General features: G+C 69.2%; 2 protein-coding genes. Both read right to left on the minus strand.

Annotated elements, in window-relative coordinates; genetic code table 11:
* Positions 1–54: 54 nt before the first annotated feature.
* Positions 55–1,044, minus strand: coding sequence for an AraC family transcriptional regulator (locus tag AC2VNT_RS01530; RefSeq protein ID WP_486945182.1), 990 nt, complete (start codon positions 1,042–1,044; stop codon positions 55–57).
* A gap of 311 nt (positions 1,045–1,355) precedes the next feature.
* The coding region (locus AC2VNT_RS01535; RefSeq protein WP_486945183.1) for a cytochrome P450 at positions 1,356–1,590 on the minus strand (235 nt) is incomplete at its 5' end.

Consider the following 1,590-nt stretch of genomic DNA (forward strand, 5'->3'; position numbering starts at 1 on the left):
ATGGGCGAAGCGGACACCGTTTTGACATATTCAGACAGCCGATGCTGCCTCGGATCAGCTCTGGCGCGACCGAAATCTGCTGGGTGGTCGGCCGGTCCACCGGCTGAAGGCGCGGGTGAACGCGGCGGTCTCGGAGTAGCCCAGCTGCCGGGCGACCTCCTCGACGGTCAGACCCGACTCCAGCAGCGCGGAGGCCAGGGTCACCCGGACCTCGTCGACCAACGCCCGGTAGCTGGTGTGCTCGGTGGCAAGCCGCCGGTGCAGGGTGCGTTCGGTGATGCACAATTCCGCCGCGATCGACGGCATCGACGGCAGCTGACCCGGGTCCCGGACCAGCCGGGCGCGTACCTGGGCGGCGATCCCCCGGCGCTGCCGACGAGTCTGCAGCAGCTCCTCACACTGCCTTGCGCACGCCTCAGCGGTGGCGGCGTCGGCGGCGGGCATCGGCAAGGTCAGCACCTCGGTGGGGATGACGATCGCGGTGCGCGCCGCCGAGGTGTCGAGTTCGACCGTCACTCGGAGCAACTCAAGCCGCTCGATCGGGAAGTCGATGCCGGGCAGCTCGACCTTCAGCACCACGTCCGACTCCAGCTGACCGATCAGCAGCGGCGCCAGGTTGGTCACCGCGTACAGGTCGCGCTCCAGCATGAAGGCCCGGACGTCCGCCGGGACAGCGCTGTCGTCGAACACCAGGACCGCGCCTTCGGGGGTGTCCTGGCGGTCGAGCCGGAGAAACGTCGACGACAGCGTCGCGTACCGGCAGGCCAGATTGACCGCGTCGCCCATCGTCGGGCTGGCCAGCAGCGCGTAGCCGAGCAGCCCCATGTTCACGAAGTTGTACTGGCGGCCGACGTCACGGGCGAATTCGTGCGGATCGACAACGCGGGCAAGGATATTGCGCAGGATCGCCAGCTCCTGGCCGGCCTGCACCTCGGTCGCATCGTCCTCGATGTCGGCGGGCGTCAGGCCGGTGCCCGCCAGGCAGTCGGTCATCGCGATCCGATGCAGCCGGGCCGCCTCCAGCAGGTGCCGGCTGGTTGCCACCGGGCGCGGGACATCCCACTCCGCCTCTCCGGTAGGGACACCAGCCACAGCCATGTGTCCGAACATATCAACTCGGCGGATCTGCCTGCCTGAGATCGACGGGTGGCCGCCCGACGTCGCCGAATACGAACACGGCGTGCTGGTCGACGGAGCCGTCGGCAGCTGACCCGTTCAACCGTACAGCGTCTCGAACCGTTCGATATCTCCGCGACCACAACTCCGGGCTGCCGTCGGTATCCGGGTACCAGCTGGTGTACCCGGTCGCCCACGCCATGTCCGGCAGCGCGGCACGGATTTCGGCGGCGAACCCTTCACGCCACTCCCCTCACCCGCAGCGGCACCGACACCGGTCCTTGCAGCGACGGCGTGGCCCCCCACCGCACCGGGCCGGCCCGCTCAATGCCGTCGATCTCGTCGAGCAGGTGGTCGACGGCGGTGGCCACCTCCAGCCGGGCCAGATGCGCGCCGAGGCAGAAGTGGATCCCGTGCCCGAACGCCAGGTGCCCGGCCGTGGACCGGTGGATGTCGAAACGATCCGGATCGTCG

This window comes from Mycobacterium sp. TH-M15 (assembly GCF_057473705.1).